We start from the raw sequence: 1,396 nt of genomic DNA, 5'->3' as shown, positions 1-1,396 counted from the left end.
TGCTGCCGTTCATCGCCATCCAGCTGTGCGTGCTGACGCTGCTGCTGGTGTGGCCCAACCTGGCCATGTGGCTGGTGTGACGATCAACCCCGCTACACTGCTCAATGGAGCCCGTTATGCGACTGATACAATGTGAACATCAGGGCCAGCTGCGTGTCGCGCTGGTCGAGGATGAGCGGCAGGTTCGCCTGTTGGACGCCGAATACGGCACCTACGGACTGGCCCAGCACGCCATTCGCGCGGGACAGACGCTGAGCACGGTCGTCGAGGCCGCGCTGACCGATACCCGGCTGGACTACGCCGAACTGATCGCCAATGGCCGTGTGCGCACCCCGCTCAGCCACCCCGACCCCGCCCACTGCCTGATCAGCGGTACCGGCCTGACCCACCTGGGCAGCGCCGATACTCGCTCGGCGATGCACGCCCAGTCCCAGGCCGCCGAAGAGACGCTGACCGACTCGATGCGCATGTTCAAGATGGGCGTCGAAGGCGGCAAGCCCGCCGCCGGCGAGATCGGCGCCCAGCCGGAATGGTTCTACAAGGGCGATGGCGGCATCGTCGTCGACCCCGAAGCAGCGCTGTCGGTGCCGGCCTTCGCCGAGGATGCCGGCGAGGAACCCGAACTGGCCGGACTCTACGTGATCGGCGACGACGGCCAACCCTGGCGAGTGGGCTACGCGATCGGCAACGAGTTCTCCGATCACGTCACCGAGCGCTACAATTACCTGTGGCTGGCCCACTCCAAGCTGCGCGCCTGCAGTTTCGGCCCGGAACTGCTCATCGGCGAGCTGCCCGAGCACCTCGAAGGCACCAGCCGCATCGTGCGCGACGGCAAGACACTATGGGAAAAGCCGTTTCTCACCGGCGAGGCCAACATGGCGCATACCCTGGCCAATCTCGAATACCACCACTTCAAGTATCCGGGGTTCCGGCGGCCGGGCGATGTTCATGTGCACTTTTTCGGCACGGCGACCTTGAGCTTCGCCGAGGACATCCGTACCCAGGAGGGCGATCGTTTCGAAATCGAGCTGCCGGCCCTGGGTCGCCCGCTACGCAATCCGTTGACGTTCGTCGCCGACGACGGCGGTACGACAGTCAACGCCCTGTAATTCATAGCCAGACTCGTATCCTTCGATACGATGCAAGCTACAGCGCAAACTCAGGAGGAAGTCATGACCTTGGAAGGCAAACTGCTCATCGGCCAACAGGCCGTCACCGGGTCCAGCGCCCCCATTCAGGCCACCGACCCGAGCAGCAACGAACGCCTGGAGCCGGTCTATGCCGGCGGCACCGCCCACGACGTCGACCGCGCCTGCGAACTCGCCTGGGCGGCCTTCGATACGTACCGCGAGACCTCGCTCGAGGAACGCGCGACATTCCTCGAGACGATCGCCGC

General features: G+C 64.9%; 2 protein-coding genes. Both read left to right on the top strand.

Translation table 11 applies throughout. The annotated features are described in order from the left end of the window. Nucleotides 1-116: 116 nt before the first annotated feature. Nucleotides 117-1,109 carry an AraD1 family protein gene (gene araD1, locus R6258_RS18740; RefSeq protein WP_318453462.1) on the top strand — a complete coding sequence of 331 codons (993 nt, stop codon included), beginning with the start codon at nt 117-119 and terminating at the stop codon, nt 1,107-1,109. 63 nt (nt 1,110-1,172) lie between these two features. Next, nucleotides 1,173-1,396: aldehyde dehydrogenase family protein (locus R6258_RS18735; protein ID WP_318453460.1), on the top strand; the 224-nt coding region annotated here is incomplete at its 3' end.

It is taken from the genome of Halomonas sp. HP20-15, assembly GCF_033446685.1.
In the GTDB taxonomy this organism is placed as follows: Bacteria; Pseudomonadota; Gammaproteobacteria; order Pseudomonadales; family Halomonadaceae; genus Modicisalibacter.
Note: the sequence above shows the minus strand (reverse complement) of the source record. Positions and strands in the feature narration are given on the sequence as shown.